Origin of the sequence: Geobacter sp. 60473, assembly GCF_036323535.1 — a bacterium.
Lineage (GTDB): Bacteria > Desulfobacterota > Desulfuromonadia > Geobacterales > Geobacteraceae > Geobacter > Geobacter sulfurreducens.
This window is the reverse complement of record NZ_AP028967.1, coordinates 1,473,364-1,493,993: the sequence shown is the minus strand read 5'-3', so window position 1 is coordinate 1,493,993 and position 20,630 is coordinate 1,473,364. Positions and strand designations below refer to the sequence as shown.

At 59.1% G+C, this 20,630-nt stretch carries 20 protein-coding genes; 15 read left to right on the top strand and 5 right to left on the bottom strand.

Translation table 11 applies throughout. From position 1 onward, the window contains the following. Positions 1-81 precede the first annotated feature (81 nt). The 11 genes from lptC to metK all read left to right on the top strand — a co-directional run bounded on the left by lptC (position 82) and on the right by metK (position 9,783). Positions 82-657 carry an LPS export ABC transporter periplasmic protein LptC gene (lptC, locus tag AABA48_RS06860; RefSeq protein WP_338271226.1) on the top strand — a complete coding sequence of 192 codons (576 nt, stop codon included), beginning with the start codon at positions 82-84 and terminating at the stop codon, positions 655-657. A gap of 1 nt (position 658) precedes the next feature. Next, positions 659-1,162 carry a lipopolysaccharide transport periplasmic protein LptA gene (lptA, locus tag AABA48_RS06855; protein WP_286352437.1) on the top strand — a complete coding sequence of 168 codons (504 nt, stop codon included), beginning with the start codon at positions 659-661 and terminating at the stop codon, positions 1,160-1,162. Further along, positions 1,143-1,883 (top strand): LPS export ABC transporter ATP-binding protein, encoded by a 741-nt coding sequence (lptB, locus tag AABA48_RS06850; RefSeq protein WP_338271225.1) that lies wholly within the window; start codon positions 1,143-1,145, stop codon positions 1,881-1,883. The genes lptA and lptB overlap by 20 nt, the downstream gene beginning before the upstream one ends. An 87-nt stretch (positions 1,884-1,970) precedes the next feature. After that, entirely contained in the window at positions 1,971-3,416 is a 1,446-nt protein-coding gene (gene rpoN, locus AABA48_RS06845) for an RNA polymerase factor sigma-54 (RefSeq protein WP_324310009.1), read from the top strand. A gap of 128 nt (positions 3,417-3,544) precedes the next feature. Beyond that, positions 3,545-4,090 (top strand): ribosome hibernation-promoting factor, HPF/YfiA family, encoded by a 546-nt coding sequence (gene hpf / locus AABA48_RS06840; protein ID WP_286352440.1) that lies wholly within the window; start codon positions 3,545-3,547, stop codon positions 4,088-4,090. Positions 4,091-4,260: 170 nt separating this feature from the next. After that, on the top strand, positions 4,261-5,220 hold the full coding sequence (hprK, locus tag AABA48_RS06835) for an HPr(Ser) kinase/phosphatase (protein ID WP_286352441.1): 960 nt from the start codon (positions 4,261-4,263) through the stop codon (positions 5,218-5,220). 2 nt (positions 5,221-5,222) lie between these two features. Further along, the gene (gene rapZ / locus AABA48_RS06830) at positions 5,223-6,080 is read left to right on the top strand and encodes an RNase adapter RapZ (protein ID WP_286352442.1); all 858 of its coding nucleotides are present in this window, start codon (positions 5,223-5,225) and stop codon (positions 6,078-6,080) included. 4 nt (positions 6,081-6,084) lie between these two features. Further along, the gene (locus AABA48_RS06825) at positions 6,085-6,477 is read left to right on the top strand and encodes a PTS sugar transporter subunit IIA (RefSeq protein WP_010942528.1); all 393 of its coding nucleotides are present in this window, start codon (positions 6,085-6,087) and stop codon (positions 6,475-6,477) included. Between the two features lie 18 nt (positions 6,478-6,495). Then, complete coding sequence (locus AABA48_RS06820; RefSeq protein ID WP_119332784.1) at positions 6,496-6,762, top strand: HPr family phosphocarrier protein; 267 nt, start codon at positions 6,496-6,498, stop codon at positions 6,760-6,762. Continuing rightward, entirely contained in the window at positions 6,743-8,509 is a 1,767-nt protein-coding gene (gene ptsP / locus AABA48_RS06815; RefSeq protein WP_338271224.1) for a phosphoenolpyruvate--protein phosphotransferase, read from the top strand. The genes AABA48_RS06820 and ptsP overlap by 20 nt, the downstream gene beginning before the upstream one ends. A 104-nt stretch (positions 8,510-8,613) precedes the next feature. Next, positions 8,614-9,783 (top strand): methionine adenosyltransferase, encoded by a 1,170-nt coding sequence (metK, locus tag AABA48_RS06810; RefSeq protein ID WP_286352444.1) that lies wholly within the window; start codon positions 8,614-8,616, stop codon positions 9,781-9,783. A gap of 88 nt (positions 9,784-9,871) precedes the next feature. Here the strand turns inward: metK and AABA48_RS06805 are convergent, their stop codons facing one another. Beyond that, entirely contained in the window at positions 9,872-10,588 is a 717-nt protein-coding gene (locus AABA48_RS06805; protein WP_324310016.1) for a response regulator transcription factor, read from the bottom strand. Then, positions 10,585-11,538, bottom strand: a complete 954-nt coding sequence (locus AABA48_RS06800; protein WP_286352446.1) for a sensor histidine kinase — start codon at positions 11,536-11,538, stop codon at positions 10,585-10,587. The genes AABA48_RS06805 and AABA48_RS06800 overlap by 4 nt, the downstream gene beginning before the upstream one ends. Positions 11,539-11,663: 125 nt before the next feature. On the opposite strand from AABA48_RS06800, the gene AABA48_RS06795 reads away from it, so the two are divergent. The 4 genes from AABA48_RS06795 to AABA48_RS06780 all read left to right on the top strand — a co-directional run bounded on the left by AABA48_RS06795 (position 11,664) and on the right by AABA48_RS06780 (position 15,834). Beyond that, a complete protein-coding gene (locus AABA48_RS06795; RefSeq protein ID WP_286352447.1) occupies positions 11,664-12,749 on the top strand; it encodes an NAD(P)H-dependent flavin oxidoreductase in 1,086 nt (361 codons plus the stop codon). Between the two features lie 135 nt (positions 12,750-12,884). Further along, positions 12,885-13,343: a cache domain-containing protein gene (locus AABA48_RS06790; RefSeq protein ID WP_286352448.1), complete on the top strand. Its 459-nt coding sequence runs from the start codon at positions 12,885-12,887 to the stop codon at positions 13,341-13,343. Positions 13,344-13,501: 158 nt separating this feature from the next. Then, on the top strand, positions 13,502-14,929 hold the full coding sequence (gene ahcY / locus AABA48_RS06785; RefSeq protein ID WP_286352449.1) for an adenosylhomocysteinase: 1,428 nt from the start codon (positions 13,502-13,504) through the stop codon (positions 14,927-14,929). A gap of 155 nt (positions 14,930-15,084) precedes the next feature. Continuing rightward, complete coding sequence (locus AABA48_RS06780) at positions 15,085-15,834, top strand: TIGR04219 family outer membrane beta-barrel protein (RefSeq protein WP_286352450.1); 750 nt, start codon at positions 15,085-15,087, stop codon at positions 15,832-15,834. Positions 15,835-15,912: 78 nt separating this feature from the next. Here the strand turns inward: AABA48_RS06780 and AABA48_RS06775 are convergent, their stop codons facing one another. From AABA48_RS06775 to AABA48_RS06765, 3 genes are all read right to left on the bottom strand, one after another. Further along, complete coding sequence (locus AABA48_RS06775) at positions 15,913-17,703, bottom strand: M3 family oligoendopeptidase (RefSeq protein ID WP_324310024.1); 1,791 nt, start codon at positions 17,701-17,703, stop codon at positions 15,913-15,915. 72 nt (positions 17,704-17,775) lie between these two features. Further along, positions 17,776-18,369, bottom strand: a complete 594-nt coding sequence (locus tag AABA48_RS06770) for a DUF4410 domain-containing protein (protein ID WP_286352452.1) — start codon at positions 18,367-18,369, stop codon at positions 17,776-17,778. A gap of 26 nt (positions 18,370-18,395) precedes the next feature. Next, positions 18,396-20,627: a vitamin B12-dependent ribonucleotide reductase gene (locus AABA48_RS06765; protein WP_324310027.1), complete on the bottom strand. Its 2,232-nt coding sequence runs from the start codon at positions 20,625-20,627 to the stop codon at positions 18,396-18,398. Positions 20,628-20,630: the final 3 nt, after the last annotated feature.

Sequence of the window (20,630 nt, the reverse complement as noted above, 5' to 3'; positions counted from 1 at the left end):
CAATCTTTGTGCCAAAACTAGCTCGAAATATTGATATTCCTTTACAGGGTAAGGGGGAGATGGTATACTGCCCCTGTTTTTATGGTAAAGACCAGTAAAATCAGGCACATTCTTGCCGTTGTCATTATCCTTGTGACGCTTTATCTCGTGGCGTCGCTTGCCATTCGTTTGGTGGGCGGCAACGAGAAAGAGGCGGGATTGCCCACGCTGCCCCGCAACATAGATCTCTCACTGAAGACCCTTCATTACGCCGAAACGCGGGAGGGGGTAAAGAAGTGGGACCTCTATGCCGACAGGGGCGAATATGACCGGCAACGCGACGTGACATTCCTGACAGGGGTGCGGATCGTGTTTCCCGGCACGGGCAAGACGGGTGAGATCACCCTCAGGTCGGACAAGGCCGAGTACTTCAACGCCACCAAAGACGTGACGCTTACGGGAAACATACATGCCCGAAGCACGTCCGGCATGGAGTTTACGACCGGCAGGGCGTCCTACCGGGCGTCGCGTCAGCTTGTGGTAACCGATGACCGCGTCAGCTTCCGGGATGCCCGGTTTACCGTTGAAGGGGTTGGAATGGAGTTTCTCGTCCCGACCCGCACCTTGCGGATACTGAACGATGTGCGGGCTACCATCGCGCCCGCCCCAAAGGATTGAAATGAAGCGGACGATCATCTCCGCGCTTTTCCTGCTGACCGTAACGGCGATGGCCGTTGCCGGACCGTTACCGGCCAGTCGGGGGGGGCAGCCGATAACTGTTAAATCCAACGAACTTTCCGCCGACAGTCGTAATCGGACCGCTACGTTCAGCGGCAAGGTCACGGCCAGGCAGGGCGATCTGACCATTTACTCCGATCGTCTCATTGTTCACTACCGTGATGACGGGGGAGACGTAGAGAAGGTCGAGGCGGTCGGCAACGTTAAGATCGTCCAGGGAAACCGGCTCGCCACGGCCAAGGAGGGGGTTTACTACAATGCGGAGCAGAAGATCGTCCTGAGTGGTGAACCCAAGGTGTATCAGGGAGAAAACATGATCTCCGGCAAGGTCATCACGTACTTTGTCAACGAAGAGCGGAGCGTCGTGACCGGTGGTGGCGATTCCCGGGTCGAGGCTGTCATCCATCCGACGGATAAGGGGAAGAATGGCGGCACCAAGCGCTGAAACGGCCCTCAGATCATACGGCCTGAAAAAATCATTCGGCAAGCGCACGGTGGTTAATGGTGTCGATCTCCTGGTGGCACCCGGCACTGTCGTTGGCTTGCTGGGCCCCAACGGTGCGGGCAAGACGACCACGTTTTACATGGTTGTGGGGCTCTGCCGTCCCGACGACGGACAGGTCGTTCTCGGCGACGAGGACATCACGGCTCTGCCCATGTACCAGCGGGCGCGGCGCGGCATCAGTTACCTCCCCCAGGAGCCGTCAGTATTCCGCAAGCTTACAGTTGAGGAGAACCTGCTCGCGGTTCTGGAGACCATGGATTACTCGCCGTCCGAACGGAGGGAGAGGGCCGACGAGCTTCTGGTCGAGTTCAAGATAAGCCACATCGCGCGGAGCAAGGGCTATTCCCTTTCCGGCGGCGAACGGAGGCGGGTCGAAATCGCCCGCGCCCTCGCAACGAATCCGTCGTATATCCTTCTCGACGAGCCCTTCGCCGGTATCGACCCTATCGCGGTCATCGATATCCAGGGGATCATCACGGCCCTCAAGGAGAGCGGCATCGGTATTCTGATCTCGGATCACAACGTGCGCGAGACCCTCGGTGTATGCGACAGCGCCTACATCATGAATTCCGGAGAAGTCATAGAGCACGGCGACCCGGTCGCTATTGCCGAAAGCAGGACAGCCCGGGAGATTTACCTGGGCGAATCATTCAGACTCTAACGGCGGCCGGATTCCGGTGAACAACCCCTTGCCGAAGGGGTGCCAACCGGTTCTGCAGCCGGATCTTCCTTCAAAGGTGTATTATGTATGGCCATTGAAATGCGCCAACAAATGAAGATGACCCAGCAGCTGGTGATGACGCCCCAGTTGCAGCAGGCCATCAAACTTCTCCAGCTGTCACGGCTGGAGCTTCAGGATCTGGTCCGCCAGGAGATGGAAGAGAATCCGCTTCTGGAAGAGTCTCTGGAGGCTGAAGAGGTCAAGGAACAGGACCTGGTCGAACTTTCCGAAAAGGAGGATGCTCCTGCTCCGGCTGAACAGGATTTCCGCGAGGTCACCACGGGGGAAGAGACCCGCGAGTCGGACTGGGACAGCTACCTTGAGGGTTACAATTACAGTTCCGGCGAGCAGTACTATGATGATGAAGACCGTCCCTCCTATGAAAACATCCTGACCCGTAAAGGAACCCTTGCCGATCATCTCATGTGGCAGCTCAATATGACCAAGTTGAGCGATGAAGAGGCGCGGGCCGGCGCGGAGATTATCGGCAACATGGATGAAGACGGCTACCTGCGCGCCACGGTTGAGGAAGTCGCCCTGGCATGCTCCGTAAGCGAATCCGTGGTGGAATCGGCCTTGAAGAAGATCCAGGAGTTCGACCCCATGGGGGTGGGGGCTCGTAACCTGAGGGAATGTCTCCTGATCCAGGTGGAACAACTCGGCATGGCGGGGAGCGTTGTGGACGGCATCCTCCGCAATCACCTCCACGACCTGGAGACCCGCAAGTACAAACAAATTGCCAAGTCTCTCGGGGTCGACGTGGACAGCATCCTGATGGCCGCCAAGATTATCGCCGGCCTGGACCCGAAACCGGGCCGCGTCTATGGCTCCGAAGATGTCCACTACATTTCGGCCGATATCTTTGTCTATAAAATCGCTGACGACTATGTCGTCGTGCTTAATGACGAAGGCCTTCCCAATCTGAGAATCAGCCCCTTTTATGCCGGCGAGATCAAGAACGGTGCCGCTGTCGACGCCAAGGCCGAGGAGTACATCAGCGAAAAGTCCCGCTCCGCCATGTGGCTCATCAAGAGCATCCACCAGCGGCAGAGAACCATTTACAAGGTTGCGAAGAGCATTGTGAAGTTCCAGCGTGAGTTTCTCGACCGCGGGATAGAATACCTTCGCCCCCTGGTGCTCAGGGACGTAGCCGAGGATATCGGCATGCACGAGTCGACCATCAGCCGCGTCACCACCAACAAGTACATGCAGACCCCCCAGGGACTTTTCGAGATGAAGTATTTTTTCAACAGCGGTATATCAACCACCGAAGGAGACTTCATCGCTTCAGAGAGCGTCAAGAACAAGATCAAGGAAATCGTCGACGCCGAGGATCCCCGGAAGCCGTACAGCGACCAGCGTATTGCCGAATTGCTTTCGGCACACACCATCAATATCGCCCGGCGAACCGTCACAAAGTATCGCGAGATGTTGAAAATCGGCTCATCATCCGAGCGTAAACGTCATTTTTGACCCTTTCCATTTTCATTTATTCTTTCGATGTTCCGGGTTGAAGGATCGTCATTTCGTGCTTTGATTACAGTAAAGACCACGAAGGACGGTTGGTCCCGGAACGCGGCCATTACAGCAAGGAGGAAGTCATGCAGATTACGACGACATTCAGACACATGGAGCAGAGCGAGGCCCTTAAGAGCTACGCCTCTGAAAAGCTGGAGAGGGTAAAGAAATATATCGACGAGCCGATTACCGCTCAGGTATTCCTCACGGTGGAAAAAATCCGTCACACTGCCGAAGTGACGCTCACCGCCAAGGGGGTTACCATTAAAGCTGCCGAAGAAACCAATGACATGTATGCCGCGCTGGATGCGGTGATCGACAAGATCGAGCGCCAGCTTCGCCGCTACAAGGAGCGGCTCAAGGAGCACAAGCCGTCCGCCGACAATCGGGCACTGGAAATTCAGAAGAGCGTCGTTACGGCCGAAAGCATCGAGCAACGGACCGAACCCGTCGTGATCAGGAGCAAGACCATCTCCATCAAGCCCATGTCCGTGGAAGAAGCTGTGATGCAAATGGATCTTCTGCACAAGGATTTCCTCGTGTTCACCGACGCAGCCACTGAGGCCATCAACGTTGTCTATCGCAGGAAGGACGGCAACTACGGTCTCATCGAGCCCCAGCGCAAGTAGGCTGACCCTGTCGGCGGCCGGGAGTATGGAGATTTGGTAAGTCCGGCCATCGTGAGTCGATCATTGCGGGGATTCACATCATCCGGCGAGTTGCCAGACAACTCGCCGGATGTGTACTTTCCCGGTTACCGGCGCGGGCCGGCACGGTTCCGCACCCAGGAAAACCACCGTTGAACAGCATCAGTCTCGCTATTCAGGATCTTCTCGACGATACGGAGTACGGGCTCGAACTCGCGCTGCTCGCCGGTGGCGCGGGTGTGGGGCACCGCATTCACAGTTCCCGCATTCAGAAGCCGGGGCTCGCCCTTACCGGCTATACTGAGCATCTGCATCCCGATCGGGTCCAGGTGCTCGGCAATACGGAGATTTCGTATCTCCGGCAAATTTCGGAACAGCAGGCACTCATCCACATCCAGAAGCTCTGCAGCTACCCCATCTCCTGCTTTATCGTTACCAAGGGACTCGACCCGCCCGGTTTTCTCAAGGCAGAAGCGGAAAGGGCCGGGATTCCCCTGCTGGTGACGCCGCACCAGTCCTCAACCTTCATTTCGCTGATCACGAAATTTCTGGAAGAGCGACTTCTCCCTACTACTCACATTCACGGCGTACTGGTTGATGTCCTGGGGGTAGGGGTGCTGATCCTGGGTAAGAGCGGTATCGGCAAGAGCGAGTGCGCCCTTGATCTCGTGATCCGGGGACATCGCCTGGTGGCTGACGATGTGGTGTATGTCAAGAAGAAGATGCCGGCTGCGCTGGTGGGGCAGGCAGCCGAAGCGATCCAGCATCACATGGAGATCCGGGGGCTCGGGGTCATAAACATCAAGAACCTGTTCGGCGTCTCTTCCATCCGCGAAAAGAAGATCATAGACATGGTGATCGAGCTCGTCGATTGGGATCCTGTGCAGGAGTACGATCGCCTCGGTCTGGATGACGAGGTGTATGCCATCCTTGACGTGGAGCTGCCCCACATAAAGATTCCCGTCCGTCCGGGCCGCAACCTTACCTCAATCATCGAAGTGGCGGCCCGCAACCACCTGCTCAAGGGCATGGGCTATCACTCTGCCCGTGAATTCCACGAAAAACTTCTGGCCCGCATGGAAGTCCGCCCACTCGGAAACGAGGTGGAATAGACATGCGCGTTCTGGTAATCACAGGGCTTTCGGGCTCCGGCAAATCGACGGCGGTGCGTGTACTGGAGGACGAAGGTTTTTTCTGCGTCGACAACCTTCCGGTTCTTCTGTTTCCGACCATTATCGATCTGGTCTGCCGCTCGGGTGAAAATGTGGCAGGCGTGGCACTGGTCATGGATATCCGCGGCCGGGACTTCATCAAGGGATTCGAGAAAGTCTTCCAGCAGATCAGCGAAGCCGGGCACACGGTGGAGATAATCTTTTTTGATGCCACTGACGAGGTGCTGGTCCGCCGGTTCTCAGAAACCCGCCGCCGCCACCCGGCCCTGGAAAGCGGGTCGGTGCCGGAGGGGATTCGCTACGAGCGCGAGCAACTGGCCGGACTCAGAAGGCTCGCCACTCACGTGATCGATACGTCGGAGCTGAACGTGCACCAGTTGAAGGAGCTGGTCCACGCCCGTATCAAGGGCGAGTCGGGAACGCGCCCTCTGACAATTCACCTGCAATCCTTCGGCTATCGGTTCGGGATTCCTCTGGAGTCGGATATCGTGATGGATGTCCGCTTCCTTCCCAACCCCCATTTCGTTCCGGAACTGAAGGCAGGGACGGGACTGGACGAGAACGTCCGCAACTATGTACTGGAAAAACCGGTGACCAAGCAATTTCTTGAGCGTTTCATGGGGCTGCTGGAGTATCTCGTCCCCTCCTACCAGCGCGAGGGGAAATCATACCTGACTGTTTCCGTGGGGTGCACCGGCGGCCGGCACCGTTCAGTCGCCATAGTCGAAGAACTGCGGGCATTCTTTGCCGGCCTCGGCTTGGTGGTGAAAGTGTCTCATCGGGACAAGGAAAAAGGATGAAATAATGATTGGACTTGTGCTTGTAACTCACGCCGGCCTGGCGAAGGAACTGCTGAAGGCCGCCGAAATGATAGTTGGCCCCATCGAAGAGGCTCAGGCAATAGGTATTGAGCAGGGAGACCAGGTGGAAGGCATCATGGACAGGATATCTGCTGCCGTCAAACAGGTATCCGGCAACGGCGCCATCATCATGACCGACATGTTTGGCGGCACGCCCTCCAATATGAGCCTTTCTTTTCTCGAAGGAGAACGGGTGGAGGTGCTCACGGGGGTCAATCTCCCGATGGTGATTAAGTTTGCGAGTGATCGGCAAAGAGCCACCGTCGCGGAACTGGCGGGCTCTCTCAGGGACTGCGGGCGGGAGAGCATAGCCGTGGCCGGCGATTATCTGAAATGATCCGAGGTAGCCAGCGAAATGCTTGAGAGGGAATTCACCATAGTAAACAAGCTCGGCCTGCACGCACGGGCATCCGCCCTGCTTGTCAAAACGGCCAGCCGGTTCCATTCCGACATCAAGATCGAGCGGGAAGGCGTCGAGGTGAACGGCAAGAGTATCATGGGAATAATGATGCTTGCCGCTGCCAAGGGGACTACCATCCGTGTCCGGGTGGCGGGCGACGATGAGGAGGAGGCCATGGCCTCACTCGATGAGATTATCACAAATGGGTTCGGCGAGGAGTGAAACCAGGGTATTCAGCGGCATAGGCGCGTCGCCGGGGATCGCCATCGGCACTGCCCGCGTCACCGACCGCAGCCGTGTATTGGTGGTGGAAGCCTCAGTGTCACCCGAGGATATCCCGGGGGAAGTGGCTCGATTTACTGCTGCCCTGTCACGTTCGCGGGACGACCTGCTGGCTCTCAAGGAGTCTATCGCCGCCCGCAGGGGCGCAGAGCACCTCTATGTGGTCGACGCCCACCTTCTGATCCTCGACGACTCCATGCTGCGCCAGGGCACGATCGATCTCATCGAGAGGGATGGGGTCAACGCTGAGGCGGCACTCAAAAAAAATCTCGACAAGTTCAAGGAGTTCTTCGCTGGGATCGATGACGATTACCTGCGGGAGCGTTTCGGGGACGTGGAAACCGTGGTCGAGAGGATTCTGCGTCACATGGTCGGCAAACGTCACGAGCGTATCGACGCCATCGACGAGGGGAAGCGGCTCATTATCGCCCATGATCTCTCTCCCACCGACATCCTCCAGATGGACAAGGAAAAAGTCGTCGGTTTTGTTACCGACCTGGGGGGAAGGACCTCTCACACGTCCATATTGGCCCGCGCCTTCGAGATTCCCGCGGTTGTCGGCCTCGAAACCATCACGGTCGAGGATATCGATGGCCTGCCGATCATCATCGACGGCACCACCGGCACCATTGTCGTCAATCCCTCGGAAGAGACCTTCCGCGATTACCTGCGGAGAAAACAGCATTACGACTACCTCGAGCAGGAACTCCTGAAGCTCAAGGACCTGCCTGCCGTGACCCTGGACGGTCACAGCATGAGACTCATGGGGAACATCGAGTTTCCCGAGGAAATTCCTTCCCTCAAGGGCCACGGCGGCCAGGGCGTGGGACTCTACCGCACCGAGATGCTCTACATGAATCGCCCGGGGCTTCCCGACGAAGAAGAGCAGTACCGGGCCTATGCAACCATCGTAGAGAATGTCGCGCCCGAGCCGGTCACCATAAGGACCCTCGACATCGGCGGAGATAAGCTGGCCGCCGATCTGCATCTGGAAGACGAGATGAACCCTGCCATGGGGTTGCGCGCCATCCGGCTGTCCCTCCGCAGGCCGGAAGTCTTCAAGTCCCAGCTGCGAGCGATTCTTCGGGCCGGTTGCAAGGGGACCGCGCGACTCTTTTTCCCCATGATATCAGGCATCGAAGAGGTGCGGAGCGCCAAGTCAGTTCTCCGTGAATGCATGGAAGAGCTGCGTTCGGCCGGCATTCCCTTTGATGAGAAAATCGAGACGGGAATCATGATCGAGGTGCCGTCCGCGGTTACCATGGCCGACCTGCTGGCGCGCGAGGTTGATTTCTTCAGCATCGGGACCAATGACCTGATCCAGTACTCGCTGGCCATCGACCGGACCAATGAGCATCTGGCTCATCTGTATCAGCCGCTGCACCCCGCCATTCTCCGTTCGCTCAAAACCGTGACCGATGCGGCCCATGCCGCGGGAATCCGCGTCTGCATGTGTGGTGAAATGGCGGGTGAGCCTCTCTACTTGCCGATCCTGCTCGGTCTCGGGTTTGACGAGCTGTCGATGACAGCCGTGTCCATTCCCCGGGTCAAGAAGATTCTTCGCCGCGCCAGGCGCTCCGACGCCGAGCGGCTGGTTGCCCGCGCACTCACCTTTGCCACGGCAGCCGAGGTGGAGTCCTTTGTTAAAAGCGAGATTTCGGCGCGTTTTTCCGAGAGTTTCGACTGATCGCCCCGGTTTTAGCCCTTGACTTTTCTCTCATCCACTCGATACAATCCATAGTCTTTTCCAAGCGCTACCCTTATACATCACACGAGGAGGAATGAACCACGATGGAGATGAAGGATTATATTTTCACGTCCGAATCGGTATCCGAAGGTCACCCCGACAAGGTTGCCGACCAGGTTTCGGACGCCATTCTCGATGCGATACTTACTCAGGACAGAAGGGCGAGGGTTGCCTGTGAAACGCTTGTTACCACCGGCATGGCGGTAATCGCCGGCGAAATCACCACCACAGCGGCGGTAGACTACCCGAAGGTCGTGCGCGAAACCATCAAGGAGATCGGCTACAACGATTCGGCCATGGGCTTCGACTGGGAAACCTGCGCGGTCCTTGTTTCCATCGACAAGCAATCTCCCGACATCTCCCAGGGCGTCACCGAGGGGGAAGGGATGTTCAAGGAGCAGGGCGCGGGCGACCAGGGGCTAATGTTCGGCTATGCCTGCAATGAAACTCCCGAGCTCATGCCGATGACCATCATGTACTCCCACCGGCTGACCCAGAAGCTGGCCGAGGTCCGCAAGAACGGAACCCTCGATTTCCTTCGCCCCGACTCCAAATCCCAAGTCTCCATCCAGTACGTCGACGACAAGCCGGTCCGGGTCGACACCGTGGTCATCTCGTCCCAGCATACGCCGGAAGTCTCCTATGAAACCATCAAGGAGGGGATCATCGAGGAGGTCGTCAAGAAGATCATCCCCGTGGAGCTCATGGACGACAAGACCCGTTTCCTCATCAACCCCACCGGCCGTTTCGTGATCGGCGGTCCCATGGGCGACTGCGGCCTTACGGGCCGCAAGATCATCGTTGACAGCTACGGCGGTCACGGTGCCCACGGCGGCGGCGCCTTCTCGGGCAAGGATCCTTCCAAAGTCGACCGGTCTGCTGCCTACATGGGGCGTTACGTTGCCAAAAACCTGGTCGCGGCAGGGCTGTGCGAACGCTGCGAGGTTCAGGTTGCCTACGCCATCGGTGTGGCCGAGCCCGTGTCGGTCATGGTCGACACCGCGGGAACCGGCAAAATTCCGTCCGCACGAATCGCGGAGATCATCCGCGAGGTTTTTGATCTGCGCCCCCGCGCCATCATCGAGCAGCTTGACCTGCTTCGCCCGATTTACCGTAAGACCGCGGCCTACGGCCATTTCGGCCGCGAACTCCCCGAATTCACCTGGGAGCGGACCGACAAGATCGATATCATCCGCCAGAAGGCTGGAATCTAAGGGGTCGATTTCGATACAGTACTACATAAGAAAGGCCGGAAGGTTATCCTTCCGGCCTTTTGCATTCCCGGTCTCCGGGGGCGTTCCCCTATTCCCCGGCCCCGCCCTTTCTGCTGAAGCGGTATCCTACCCCCCTGACGGTCTGGAAATAGACCGGTTTCGCCGGGTTCGGCTCGAAGTACTTGCGCAGCCGGACAATGAAATTGTCGAGTGTGCGGGTTTCGGTGTCGGAGCTGTAGCCCCACACGTTTTCCAGAATCTCTCCCCGCGGGATCGCTTCCCCCTCACGATGAAAGAAAAGCGACAGCATCTTGACCTCCAGTTCGGTCAGATCCACTTCCCCCTGGGCAGTCCGCGCATGGTAGGAGAGGAGAAAGACTTCGTTGTCGCCGAAGCGGTATCCCTCTTCCACCGGTTCCGGCCGATACCAGGCCGAGCGGCGCAGCATGCCGCGCACGCGAAGAAGGAATTCGTTCAGGTTGAACGGTTTGGTCAGATAGTCGTCGGCGCCCCGGTCGAGGCCCGTTATCCGGTCGCCGTCATCGGCCCGGGCGGTGAGGATGAGTATCGGCACGCGCGCGTCGGTGGCGCGCACCCGGTCGCATACGGTGAAACCGTCGATCCCCGGTAGCATGACATCAAGGATGATGAGCGCGAACCGGTCATAGGCCAGCCGCTCCAGGGCAGCTTCGCCGCTCTCCACATGACTGACGCGGTATCCTTCCATCTCCATGTTGAAGCAGATCCCCCGAGCCAGGTGGATTTCGTCTTCAACCAGTAAAATGTGCGGCTTATCTTCCGTCATTGACGGTCCCCTCTGCGGGCCAGCGGGAGCGTAATGGTAAAGGTCGTTCCCATGCCGTTTCCCCGGCTCGAAACGGCGACCCGTCCTCCATGCTCCCGGATGACCGATTTGACGATCCAGAGACCCAGACCGGTTCCCCGAATGGTTTCGCCCGGTCTGCGGACCCGGTAGAACATCTTGAAAATCTTCTTTATGTCGTGGGAGTCGATGCCAATGCCCTGATCGTTGAATGTGAGGATGCATTCATTGCCGGAGCGGGTCAGCGTAACCCTGATATCGGGAGCTCCGGGGCTGTAAAGGATTGCGTTTTCGAAGAGATTTCGCAGTGCCGTCTCCATGGCCTCCGCGTCGATGGCTGCCCGGATTCCCTCGTCTATCCGGAGCGTCAGGTTTCCTCCCTCGGGCAGATGTTGTCCCAAACGCTCCAGGGAGCGGACGAGGAAGGCGGAAAAGTCGACGACGGTTTGCTGGGTCGTGCGGAACTTTTGTTCAAGTTTGGCCGCCATGAGAAAGTTGCTGATGAGGTTGTCGAGGCGTTCGGTGTCCTCAAGCATGGTGTCGAGGAACCGCTCCAGCTTGTCGGGCGGCGGCTTGCGCAGCCGGATCGTCTCAAGATGGAGCTTGATGGATGCCAGCGGCGACTTGAGCTCGTGGGTAACCTGGGAGATGAATTCCTTCTGTTCACGGTAGAGGTTGGACTGGCGGCGCCAGAAGATAAAGAGCGCATAGACCCCGGCCAGGATGAGCACCAGCAGGATGAGCCCCTCCACGAGCACCACCCAGTCGAAACCGCGGCCGAGCAGCTCGGGCCGGTAGCGAAGGGCCAGTTCCCGGAACTCCTTGTGGCGCCCCACGAACCAGTAGATCCAGTAGAAGACGAAGAGTCCCCATACCACCTGGATGCCGATGAGGGCGAAAAGCGGATTGGCAAGCTTCCTGAGCCATCTCATGGGATTGTGTGTAGCACCCTGGCGCCGGGTTTGCAAGGTTTCCTTTTACAAAACTATTACACCTGCACCCTGCCGGTTCTGGTATGGTGTAACGGGCGTATACAAACGGCACCACGGAGGTGTACATGGTCGGACCGCTGAAAATCGGCAGGCATGAAGTGAAGTATCCCCTCATCCAGGGCGGGATGGGGGTAAGGATATCAGGGGGACGGCTTGCCGGTCATGTGGCGAAGTGCGGCGGAGTCGGCCTGGTGGCTGCTGCGGGGATATCCCTCAACAGCGGCCTGTTCACGGGCGCGAATTACCTCCAGAGCAATCCCGAGGCCATGAGGCAGGAATTGCGCAAGGCTTATGCCATCGCTCCCGACGGGGTCATTGGCGTGAACATCATGGTGGCGCTGACCGATTACGAGGAACTGGTCCGTGCCTCCGTCGAAGGCGGGGCCAAGGTCATCGTCTGCGGCGCAGGGCTTCCCCTGACCCTGCCGGAACTGACCGCCCACGCCCCCGAGGTCGCCCTGGTCCCCATCGTCTCGTCGGTCCGGGCGGCCCAGCTCATTGCCAAGAAGTGGGAAAAGGGATTCAGCCGCCTGCCCGATGCGGTGGTTGTGGAAGACCCTGACACCGCCGGCGGACACCTGGGCGAGAAACTGGAAAACATCGGCGCCGGCACCTATGACCAGTACGGCACCATCAGGGCGATCAAGGCCTTTTTCCTCGAAGAATACGGAGTTTCGGTGCCGGTTGTCGCTGCGGGAGGAATCTGGGATCGCGACGACGTTCTCCATGCCCTTGAGCAGGGGGCAGACGCCGTGCAGATGGCCAGCCGGTTCGTGCCGACCGTCGAGTGTGATGCAGACGAGGCCTACAAGCAGGCGTACCTCGAGTGCCGCCGGGAAGACATCGGGCTCATCATGAGCCCGGCAGGGTTGCCCGGGCGCGCCATCCTCCGCAACCAGGACCAGATCGTGCTCCACGATCAGCTCAAGGGGGTTGCCTGCGGCAATGGCTGTCTCAAAAAGTGCTCCTATAAAGAAACCGGCGAGCGGTTCTGCATCGTCAGCGCCCTTGACCGGGCCCAGCGCGGCGATGTGGAAACCGGGCTGATCTTCTGCGGAACCAACGCCTGGAAGGCGGATCGGATCACCACGGTTCAAGAGGTCTTCGACGAACTCTTCGCCGTAGGGGAGGAAGCGGAAAAAGCCGCCTGACCGTGCTGCGTTTTTTGCCCCGTGATGCTTGCCACCACGGGGTTTTTTCGTTGTGGCCAAGCCATTGACCCGCTTTCGGTGTGGTATACTACGTGCTATTGTTTAGCACTGACATCCCGGTAAGGAGACCAACGCATGAGAACAATACTGGCAATGGTGGCGGCAATCCTGTGTCTAACTGCGTCGATCAGCATGGCGGCCACGGGCGGGAAGGGGACGCGTCAAGAGGCAAAGGCCCTGGTGGAGAGGGCGGCTGCCTACATCAAGGAGCACGGCAAGGAAAAGGCGTTCGTGGAGTTCAGCAATCCCAAGGGCAAATTCGTCAAGAACGATCTGTACATCTTTGCCATCGGCTTCAACGGCGTATTTCTCGCCCACGGTTCCGATCCGACCCTTATCGGCAAGAACCAGCTCCAGTCAAAGGATGAAAACGTCCGTCTCGTAACGATCGGCCTGATCGATACTGCCCGCAAGGGGGAGGGGTGGTACGACTACAAGTGGCCCCATCCCAAAACCAGGGTGATGCAGAAAAAATCGTCCTACGTGAAGAAAGTGGACGACACGGTCTTCATCGGCTGCGGCGTCTATCACTGATCTTCGACGTCGCGAACGTTCGCGTCTCGGGGCCGTCCCCGGCATCCAGCCGGCGGACGGCCTTTTTCGTTGCAGGATGGTTTCTTTTTTGACCGGATTGGATGTGACGTGATATATAGTTCGTTTAAATTACTCTCTCATCAGGATGGAGGCTTCAGATGACCCAACCCGTTGCGCGGGATACCGCCGGAACGTTCAATGACTGTTGCATCAGGGATATTTCCCTTGCCGCCTGGGGACGCAAGGAAATGATCATTGCCGAGACCGAAATGCCGGGCCTCATGGCGATCCGCGAGGAGTACGCCGCCACCCGGCCCCTCCAGGGCGCCCGCATCGCCGGCTCGCTCCACATGACCATCCAGACCGCCATGCTCATCGAAACCCTCGTGGCTCTCGGCGCCGAGGTGCGCTGGGCCTCGTGCAACATCTTCTCCACCCAGGACCATGCCGCCGCCGCCATCGCCGCCGCCGGCATCCCCGTTTTCGCCTACAAGGGCGAATCCCTTGAGGAGTACTGGGAATTCACCCACCGGATCTTCGAGTGGCACGACGGCGGCACCCCCAACATGATCCTCGACGACGGAGGCGACGCTACACTGCTCCTGCATCTGGGGAGCGACGCCGAAAAAGATCCCTCGGTCATCGCCAATCCCACCTGCGAGGAGGAACAGTACCTCTTCGCCTCCATCAAAAAACGTCTCGCCGAGAAGCCGGGGTGGTACTCGAAAACCGCTGCCGCAATCAAGGGGGTAACCGAGGAAACCACCACCGGCGTGCACCGCCTCTACCAGATGCATGAGAAGGGCACGCTCAAGTTCCCGGCCATCAATGTCAACGACTCGGTGACGAAGTCCAAATTCGACAATATCTACGGCTGCCGCGAGTCGCTGGTGGACGGCATCAAGCGGGCCACCGACGTGATGATTGCCGGCAAGGTCGCCGTGATCTGCGGCTACGGCGAGGTGGGCAAGGGGTGCGCCCAGGCCATGCGCGGGCTTCAGGCCCAGGTATGGGTAACCGAAATCGACCCCATCTGCGCCCTTCAGGCCGCCATGGAAGGATACAAGGTGGTTACCATGGAGTATGCCGCCGACAAGGCCGACATCTTCGTCACCACCACCGGCAACATCAACGTCATCACCCACGACCATATGAAGGCCATGAAGCACAATGCCATTGTCTGCAACATCGGCCATTTCGACAACGAGATCGAAGTGGCGGCGCTGAAGCAGTACCAGTGGGAAAACATCAAGCCCCAAGTGGATCACATCATCTTTCCCGACAGTAAGCGGATCATTCTGCTGGCCGAGGGTCGCCTTGTGAACCTCGGCTGCGCCACGGGACATCCGTCCTATGTCATGTCTTCTTCCTTCGCCAACCAGACCCTTGCCCAGATAGAACTCTTCTGTAACCCCGGCAAGTATCCGGTCGGCGTCTACATGCTTCCCAAGGAGCTGGACGAGAAGGTCGCGCGGCTTCAGCTGAAGACGCTGGGTGCCATGCTGACCGAGCTCACCGACGAGCAGGCCGCCTACATCGGGGTGCCCAAAAACGGCCCCTACAAGTCGGGCCACTACCGCTACTAACCTAACATCGGTCGTGAAGCTTCCGGCCAGGCCGTCGGCGCGATGACGCCGGCGGCCTTTGTCATATTCCGGCGCTCTCCGCAAATATGTCTCAAGAAGTGGTTCAGTGATGACGATACGAACTTCATGTTCATTACGCTGGCAGGGAGGACAGGATGGGAATCAAGCAACTGATCGGGGCGGCACTGCTGCTCGCGGCGACCGCCGCATCCGCTGACGCCATGGGGATCGAGGCGGCGGTAGGTGTCTGGAACAACACGCCTCGCGGTGACTTTGCCTACAAGGGGACGAACCTCGATATCAAGGACGAACTGAAGTACGACGACGAGACGCGTCTCATGGGGCGGGTGAAGATCGAAACCCCGCTGTTCTTCCCCAACCTCTATCTCATGGCTACCCCCATGGAGTTCGACGGCCAGGGGAGCAAGAGCGGCACGTTCCAGTTCGGGGACGTGACCTTCGACGGCACCGTCCCCTTCACCTCAGAGTTGAAGCTCGATCATTACGACCTGGGGCTCTATTGGGGGATACCCCTGCTCAAGACCGCCACCGCCGGCGTCGTCAACGTTGACCTGGGCATCGACGCCCGGCTGATCGACCTGAAGGCCGAAGTCGTCCAGGGTGGCGTCACCGAGTCGAAATCACTGGTAGTCGGTGTCCCCATGATCTACGCCGGAGTCCAGGTCAGGCCGTTATCATGGTTTGCCGCCGAGGGGGAGGCGCGCGGCATGGCGTACGGCGACAACCGTTACTATGACCTGATTGCCCGGGGCAAGCTGATCCTCTTCGATCATCTCTTCGCCGCGGCAGGGTATCGCTACGAGAAAATCGAGATCGACGAGAGCGACATCAAGGCAGATGTCGATTTCGGCGGCCCCTTTGCCGAGGTGGGATTTCAGTTCTAGGATACGGTAACACAGGATCTCACAACGTTACGCGACAAGGCCGCCGGAGTGCTATCACCCGGCGGCCTTTGTTGTTAGTCAATGCTGACGCTGTTCCAGCAGCCCCTTCAGTTCTTCGATCAGCTCCGCAAGAAAATCGTATCCCTTCTGCCAGAAATGCGGGTCGGCCAGGTCGATGCCGGCGGGCCTGACCGTATCGGCGGGCGAGAGGGAGCCGCCGCTTTCCAGGATGGACAGGTACGTCGGGATGAACCGTTCTCCCTGTTCCAGGTAGTTGCGGTAGAGGGAAAGAACCAGCAACTCCGCAAAGGTGTAAGAGTAGCAGTAGAACCGCGCGTGGATGAAGTGAGAGATATAGCTCCAGCCCCAGCGGTAGGGGGGGATCATGTCCACGGCATCGCCGTAGAGTCTGCCGTTTTCCTCCCACCAGAGATCGCATAGCCGTGATGAGGTGAGGAGGCCCTCCTGCCGTTCCCGGTGCATCCGCTCCTCGAAGCGGGTGAGCACGTTCTGGCGGAAGGTCGTGGCGATGATGTCCTCGATCTTGGCGCACAGCAGCGAGATCTTCACGGCCGGATCGCTCTCCCGCTGGAGAAGGAAGCGGGTCAGGAGCATCTCGCCGAAGACCGAGGCCGTTTCCGCTAGTGGCAGCGGGGCATGGTAGTTGAGCATGGTCTGTTTCCGGGCCAGCTCGAAGTGGAGGCCGTGCCCCAGCTCATGGGCCAGGGTGGCCACGTCGCGCAGGTTGCCGGTGTAGTTCAGGAGCAGGTACGGGGAAAGGTGCGGGGTCATCCCCATGCAGAACGCTCCGCCGCTCTTGCCGGGGCGGGGGAGGACATCGATGCGCCGCTCGTCGAAGAATGCCGCGGCCATCTCCCCGAAACGAGGGTGAAAGCGGCCGTAGGCTTCAAGCACCAGTTCCCTTGCCTCGTCAAAGGAGTACGTCCGGTCGTTGTCCCCAACGGGGGCATAGACATCGGTGTTCTTCAGTTTCGGCAGTCCCAGGAGCCGGGCCTTCAGGCGGAAGTAGTCCCGCGCCAGCCCATAGTTGGCCTCGGACACGTCCATCAGTCGGTTGACCACCTCTTCGGGGATCTCATTGCCCAGGTTCGTCGGTTCCATGGGGTGGCGGTACCCCCTCAACTCCAGTTCCTGGGAGTGATCCAGGGCAACATTGTTGAACACGCTCGAAAAAACGATGCCGTTTTCCTCGTGGCGATTGAGGAACGTTGCAAAGGCACGTTCACGCACCCCGGCCTCGGGGTGGTGGAGGAGTCCAAGGAGTTCCTCGCCGGTGAAGTCCTGCTCTTCACCGTCAAGTTCCATCCGGTAGCGAAGAGAGGCCGACAGCTCGTCGAAGAGCCGCGAAAAGGCATCGGTACCCGTGAGGCTCTTCATTTTCAGGAGCTGTTCCTCCCGTTCCTTCAGAGTGTGGGGCCGAAACCGCCGCACGCTTTCCAGGTAGTGCCGGTAGGGGGCGAGAAGCTCGTCGGACAGCAGCCCGACGAAGCGATCATCGGCAATTTCCATGATCTCCAGGTCGAAGAAGAGAAGCTCGCGGCTCATGAGATTGCCGAACTCGGCAGTTCGCTGGGAGAGCCGCTTGTGATCGTCGGCCTCCGAGTCGGCGGCAAAGAGGAGGTGGGCGTACAGCTGGGGTTTGGCCAGAAGCTCGCCGAGGTCCTCGTAGCGACGCACCGCCTCTGCCACCTCAGCCGCATCAAGGGTTGCCACCTTTCCGGCGTAGCGTTCACGGAACGCCCGAGCCTCCGCAGCGCCGCGGGACAGGTCCCGGTCTATGTCTTCACAGGTTGCGGATGCGTAGAGGGGCGACGTATCCCAGAGCAGGGAATTCAAATCTGTTGTCATTGGTATCCTCGCGCAAAAAAATGGGAGCGCATCAGGCGCTCCCATTCTTGGTTACCACAGGGAGAAGAGAAATCAATAGAGCTTTTGGATGAACTTGACGATGTTCTCCCCCAGGCTCTTGGCCTGGTGAGGGAAAAGGTCCGCGAAGTTTTCCAGGGTCATGGTGCCGCGGTATCCCGTCTCGCGGTCCTCAAAGGTGGCGAGTTCCTTGCCCGACTCGGCATCGATCAGCCGTCCCTTCACCTTCAGGTAGGTCTTGCCGGCCCCGAAGCCCACCCAGAACCTCACGGCACGATTGCCCGCATTGAACTCGGTGAAGGCTCCTTCGAGGATCACAGCCTTGCCCTTGGGCTGGGTGTTCTTTTGAATGGTTTTGAACAGCTTGTTCAGCTTGAGCTCCATTTCGATGCTGTCGGTGACGGTGCGGACCAGCAACGGTTTCATGGCCTCAAACTTTGTCATCTCTTCGCTGTCCAGGTTCGACAGCTCCGCGCCTTCGGTGGTGAGGTCGCGGATGATGATGGTGTCATAGACTGCGGAGAGGCGCTGCGATGTGTACACCGTCTCCTCGGTAAGAACATCGGGTTTTGGGAGCGGTTTCTCATCGGCAGCAAACGCGAAGCCGGCAACGAACGTCAGGGCGAGAGCCACGAGGATTCTTTTCATAACGCCTCCTTCTGGAATGGGTGGTGCTATGCGCACTCCGAATAGCCGCAGACCCGGCAGACCGCGCAGCCGCCCTCATGCTCAACAATGCCGCCGCACTCGGGGCAGGCGCCGCGTTCGGGGGCCTGGGCTTCCAGGCTGACATCGTAACCGGCTGCCTGCATGTGGGCCTGGATCGCCTTGGCAACGGCATCGGCGCAGGACAGCACCTTGTTGTCGCCAAAACCGGCGGGGAGGTGGCAGGAGATGCCGAGGAGCTGCTTGATCACCTGGCGGGCCTGAACGCCGCTACGCCAGGCCAGCGATACCATCCGGCCGATGGCCTCGCACTGGGAAGAGGCGCATCCGCCAGCCTTGCCCATGGTGGTGAAGAGTTCGAAGAGGCCGGCCCTGTCCTCGTTGATGGTCACGTACAGGGGGCCGCACCCCGTCTGCATCTGGTAGGTCCACCCCTTGAGCGCCTTGGGACGATCGCGCTTCACGGCCCGTTTCTCCTCGGTTTGAACCACCTTCTCCTTGTCCTCTTTGACACCGGTGGAGAGGACCTGTTCGTCGCGGGAGCCGTCGCGGTAGATGGTTACACCCTTGCAGCCCGATTTGTAGGCCAGCCGGTAGACTTTCTCCACATCTTCGATGGCCGCGCTATTGGGGAAGTTAACCGTCTTGGACACGGCGTTGTCGGTGTACTTCTGGAAGGCCGCCTGCATCTCAATGTGGTCTTCCGGCGTGATGTCGTGGGCGGTGACAAATATTTCCCGGATATCTTCCGGGATCTCGGGCAGATCGTGGATGGTGCCGTGCCGTGCGATCTTCTGCATCAGCTCCTCGGAGTAAAAACCCCGTTGGCGGGCAACTTCCTCGAAAATTGGGTTGACTTCCACCAGAATGTTCTTGTCGAGCACCTGGCGGATGAAGGAGACCGCAAAAAGCGGTTCCACGCCGCTGGAGGCATTGGCGATGATGGATATGGTGCCCGTGGGCGCAATGGTAGTCACCGTGGCGTTGCGGATGGGGCCTTCGCCGGACCGGTCGTAGATGGAGCCGGCGAAGTTCGGGAACGATCCCCTCACGGCTGCCAGTTCACGGGAATAGACATGCCCTTCGTCGTTGATGAAGCGCATCACCTTTTCGCCCAGGCTGATGGCCTGCGGTGAATTGTAGGGAATGCCCAGCAGGATGAGCATGTCGGCCCAGCCCATGACGCCGAGGCCGATCTTGCGGTTGGCGCGGGTCATTTCGCTGATCTGGGGGAGGGGGTAGTTGTTAACCTCGATCACGTTATCCAGGAAGTGTACCGCCAGCCGCACCACTTCCCGCAGCCGGTCCCAGTTAACGTCGCCGTCCTTCACCATCTTGCCCAGGTTGATGGAGCCCAGGTTGCACGATTCATAGGGGAGCAGGGGCTGTTCGCCGCAGGGGTTGGTGGACTCGATGACGCCCACGTGGGGGGTCGGGTTGTCTTTGTTGAGGCGATCCAGGAAGATGATGCCCGGCTCGCCGTTCTTCCATGCCTGTTTCACGATCCGGCTGAACACCTTGCGGGCGTTCAGGGTGCCGCAGGGTTTGCCGTCACGGGGGTTGTTGAGGTCATAGTCGGCGTCCCGCTCCACCGCCTCCATGAAGGCTTCGGTGAGCCCCACGGAAATATTGAAGTTGTTCAGGTGCTTCTGATCGTCCTTGCACATGATGAAATCCATGATGTCCGGGTGATCCACCCGCAGGATTCCCATGTTGGCGCCGCGCCGCGTTCCCCCTTGCTTGATGGTCTCGGTGGCGGCATCGAAGACCCGCATGAAGGAAATAGGTCCGCTGGAGATTCCCGACGTGGAGCGGACCACGTCGTGGGCGGGACGGAGGCGGGAAAAGGAAAAACCGGTACCGCCGCCCGACTTGTGGATCAGGGCCGTGTACTTGACCGCGTCGAAGATGTCTTCCATGGAATCGCCCACCGGCAGCACGAAGCAGGCGGAGAGCTGGCCCAGCTCGCGGCCGGCATTCATGAGGGTCGGCGAGTTGGGGAGGAACTCGAAGGAGGTCATCAGCTCGTAGAATTGTGCGGCCAGAGCCTTGACATCCGCCTTCTTGTCGAAGTTCTTGTCGGCTTCGGCGATTGATCGGGCCACCCGTTGAAACATGTCCACCGGAGTTTCAAGCACGTTGCCCCCGGTATCGCGCTTGAGGTAGCGCTTCTCGAGGACCGTCACTGCATTTTTCGAGAGACCGGGGATATCGGTGGCCTTCGTCATCGTTTCTGCCATGAT

Coding starts and splice junctions, on each gene's coding strand:
- lptC (WP_338271226.1), top strand. CDS start 82: ATGGTAAAGACCAGTAAAATCAGGCACATTCTTGCCGTTGTCATTATC.
- lptA (WP_286352437.1), top strand. CDS start 659: ATGAAGCGGACGATCATCTCCGCGCTTTTCCTGCTGACCGTAACGGCG.
- lptB (WP_338271225.1), top strand. CDS start 1,143: ATGGCGGCACCAAGCGCTGAAACGGCCCTCAGATCATACGGCCTGAAA.
- rpoN (WP_324310009.1), top strand. CDS start 1,971: ATGGCCATTGAAATGCGCCAACAAATGAAGATGACCCAGCAGCTGGTG.
- hpf (WP_286352440.1), top strand. CDS start 3,545: ATGCAGATTACGACGACATTCAGACACATGGAGCAGAGCGAGGCCCTT.
- rapZ (WP_286352442.1), top strand. CDS start 5,223: ATGCGCGTTCTGGTAATCACAGGGCTTTCGGGCTCCGGCAAATCGACG.
- AABA48_RS06825 (WP_010942528.1), top strand. CDS start 6,085: ATGATTGGACTTGTGCTTGTAACTCACGCCGGCCTGGCGAAGGAACTG.
- AABA48_RS06820 (WP_119332784.1), top strand. CDS start 6,496: ATGCTTGAGAGGGAATTCACCATAGTAAACAAGCTCGGCCTGCACGCA.
- ptsP (WP_338271224.1), top strand. CDS start 6,743: ATGGGTTCGGCGAGGAGTGAAACCAGGGTATTCAGCGGCATAGGCGCG.
- metK (WP_286352444.1), top strand. CDS start 8,614: ATGGAGATGAAGGATTATATTTTCACGTCCGAATCGGTATCCGAAGGT.
- AABA48_RS06805 (WP_324310016.1), bottom strand. CDS start 10,588: ATGACGGAAGATAAGCCGCACATTTTACTGGTTGAAGACGAAATCCAC.
- AABA48_RS06800 (WP_286352446.1), bottom strand. CDS start 11,538: ATGAGATGGCTCAGGAAGCTTGCCAATCCGCTTTTCGCCCTCATCGGC.
- AABA48_RS06795 (WP_286352447.1), top strand. CDS start 11,664: ATGGTCGGACCGCTGAAAATCGGCAGGCATGAAGTGAAGTATCCCCTC.
- AABA48_RS06790 (WP_286352448.1), top strand. CDS start 12,885: ATGAGAACAATACTGGCAATGGTGGCGGCAATCCTGTGTCTAACTGCG.
- ahcY (WP_286352449.1), top strand. CDS start 13,502: ATGACCCAACCCGTTGCGCGGGATACCGCCGGAACGTTCAATGACTGT.
- AABA48_RS06780 (WP_286352450.1), top strand. CDS start 15,085: ATGGGAATCAAGCAACTGATCGGGGCGGCACTGCTGCTCGCGGCGACC.
- AABA48_RS06775 (WP_324310024.1), bottom strand. CDS start 17,703: ATGACAACAGATTTGAATTCCCTGCTCTGGGATACGTCGCCCCTCTAC.
- AABA48_RS06770 (WP_286352452.1), bottom strand. CDS start 18,369: ATGAAAAGAATCCTCGTGGCTCTCGCCCTGACGTTCGTTGCCGGCTTC.
- AABA48_RS06765 (WP_324310027.1), bottom strand. CDS start 20,627: ATGGCAGAAACGATGACGAAGGCCACCGATATCCCCGGTCTCTCGAAA.